Source organism: Roseateles sp. (assembly GCF_046300915.1).
Lineage (GTDB): Bacteria > Pseudomonadota > Gammaproteobacteria > Burkholderiales > Burkholderiaceae_C > Kinneretia.
The window spans coordinates 1-2,602 of the sequence record NZ_JBKCLH010000171.1 but is presented as its reverse complement, the minus strand read 5'-3'; the positions used below and the strand labels follow the sequence as shown (position 1 = coordinate 2,602).

The 2,602-nt window shown below is 67.4% G+C and carries 2 protein-coding genes; one reads left to right on the top strand and one right to left on the bottom strand.

Annotated elements, in window-relative coordinates:
• Position 1: 1 nt before the first annotated feature.
• Positions 2-1,039 carry a DUF72 domain-containing protein gene (locus tag ACK5F2_RS13115; protein ID WP_409865256.1) on the top strand — a complete coding sequence of 346 codons (1,038 nt, stop codon included), beginning with the start codon at positions 2-4 and terminating at the stop codon, positions 1,037-1,039.
• Positions 1,040-1,147: 108 nt separating this feature from the next.
• Here the strand turns inward: ACK5F2_RS13115 and ACK5F2_RS13110 are convergent.
• Positions 1,148-2,602, bottom strand: a 1,455-nt coding sequence (locus ACK5F2_RS13110; protein WP_409865254.1) for an NADP-dependent isocitrate dehydrogenase, incomplete at its 5' end; no start/stop codon positions are given.

Below are 2,602 nucleotides of genomic sequence, written 5' to 3'. Positions count from 1 at the left end.
TATGCAAGACGCCCTGTTTCCCGAGGACACGCTGGCCCCGGCAGCATCGCCACCGGCCACCCCCGGCCTCAAGGTCCGCCCCCAGCCCGTGGATGAGGCCCTGCGCGCCCTGGCCGCCGCCCTGCCCCGCGAGATCCATCTGGGCGGCTCCTCCTGGAGCTATCCCGGCTGGGCCGGCCTGGTCTGGGACAAGGCCTATGCCGAGAGCCTGCTCTCGCGCCACGGCCTGGCCGCCTATGCCCAGCATCCCCTGCACCGCGGCGTGAGTCTGGACCGCGGCTTCTACCGCCCCTTGAGCGCCAGCCAGTACGAGCGCTATGCGGCCCAGGTGCCGGCGGACTTTCGCTTCACGGTCAAGGCGCCCAGCCTGGTGGCCGACGCCCAGGTGCGCGCCGAGGGCAGCGGCCGGGGCCAACAGCTCAACCCGGTCTTCCTGAATCCCGAGCTGGCCCTGCAGGAATTCGTGCAGCCGGCGCTGGAGGGCCTGGGGCCCAAGATCGGCGCCCTGGTCTTCCAGCTCAGCCCGCTCACGCCCCCGATGCTCACCCGCATGCCCGAGCAGCTGGAGCGCCTGCGCAGCCTGCTGCGCACCCTGCCGGATCTGCGCAGCGCCACGCCCGAGGGCGTGATCGCCGTGGAGGTGCGCGACCCCGAATGGCTCACGCCGGACTTTGCCGCGGTGCTGCGCGAGACCGGCGCCACCTACTGCCTGGGCCTGCACCCCAAGCTGCCGCCGCTGAGCCAGCAGCTGCCCCTGCTGCGCGCGCTCTGGCCCGGCCCCCTGGTCTGCCGCTGGAACCTGAACCGCCTGCACGGCCCCTATGGCTATGAGGACGCCGGCCGCAAGTACGGCGCCTTCGACCGCATGCTGGACCCCGACCCCGAAACCCGTGAGGCCCTGGCCCGGGTGATACGCGGCACGGCCGGCGCCGGCCACAAGGCCTATATCAGCATCAGCAACCATGCCGAGGGCTGCGCCCCCTTGAGCGTGCGAGCCCTGGCCCAGACCCTGGTCCAGGGCATGGCGCACGAGAACTGAAGCCAGGGCTTCGGCTGCAGAAAAGAAAAAGGCGCGCAAGCCCCGGGGGGCTCGCGCGCCATCGCGCTCGGCATCACGGCCCCGCAGACGGGGCCGCAATCGGCTGCCTCAACCGCGCAGGGCGGCCAGGGCGGCGTTGAAGGTCTTGGACGGACGCATCACGGTGGCCAGCTTCTCGGTGTCGGGCTTGTAGTAGCCACCGATGTCCACCGGCTTGCCCTGCACCTCGGCCAGCTCCTTGACGATGGTCTGCTCGTTCTCGCTCAGGCTCTTGGCCAGGGGCGCGAAATGCTTGGCCAGCTCGGCGTCTTCGGTCTGGGCGGCCAGCTCATGGGCCCAGTACAGGGCCAGATAGAACTGGCTGCCGCGGTTGTCCAGCTCACCGGTCTTGGGGCTGGGGCCCTTGCGGTTGTCCAGCAGCTTGCCGGTGGCCGCATCCAGGGTCTTGGCCAGCACCTTGGCCTTGGGGTTGCTATTCTTCAGACCCAGGTCTTCCAGGCTCACGGCCAGGGCCAGGAACTCACCCAGCGAGTCCCAGCGCAGGTGGTTTTCTTCCACCAGCTGCTGCACATGCTTGGGCGCAGAGCCGCCGGCACCGGTCTCGTACATGCCGCCGCCCGCCATCAGGGGCACGATGGACAGCATCTTGGCGCTGGTGCCCAGTTCCATGATGGGGAACAGATCGGTCAGGTAGTCGCGCAGGATGTTGCCGGTGGCGCTGATGGTGTCCAGGCCGCGGATCACGCGCTCCAGGGTGTAGCGCATGGCACGCACCTGGCTCATGATCTGGATGTCCAGACCGGCCGTGTTGTGCTCGTGCAGGTACATCTTGACCTTGGTGATCAGCTGGGCCTCATGCGGGCGGTACTGATCCAGCCAGAAGACCACCGGCATGCCGGAGTTGCGGGCGCGGTTGACGGCCAGCTTGACCCAGTCGCGGATGGCGGCGTCCTTGACCTGGCACATGCGCCAGATGTCGCCCTGCTCCACGTTCTGGCTCATCAGCACCTCGCCGGTCTCCAGGTCGGTGATATTGGCCACGCCGTCTTCGGAGATCTCGAAGGTCTTGTCGTGCGAGCCGTATTCCTCGGCCTGCTGGGCCATCAGGCCGACATTGGGCACGGTGCCCATGGTTTTGGGGTCGAAGGCGCCATGCCATTTGCAGAAGTTGATGATCTCCTGGTAGATGCGGGCGAAGGTCGACTCGGGCATCACGGCCTTGACGTCCTTCAGGCGGCCGTCAGCGCCCCACATCTTGCCGCCATTGCGGATCATGGCCGGCATGGAAGCGTCAACGATGATGTCGTTCGGCGAATGGAAGTTGGTGATGCCCTTGGCCGAATCCACCATGGCGAGCTCCGGGCGGTGCTCGTGGCAGGCATGCAGGTCGCGCTTGATCTCGTCCTGCTTGCTCTGCGGCAGGGAGGCGATCTTGCTGTAGAGGTCCACCATGCCGTTGTTGACATTGATGCCCAGCTCATCGAACAGCTTGCCGTGCTTCTCGAACGCTTCGCGATAGAAGATGCGCACGCAGTGGCCGAAAACGATGGGGTGCGAGACCTT

Bases quoted from the DNA above. Each gene is read 5' to 3' on its own strand.
- ACK5F2_RS13115 (WP_409865256.1), top strand. From the start codon at position 2: ATGCAAGACGCCCTGTTTCCCGAGGACACGCTGGCCCCGGCAGCATCG.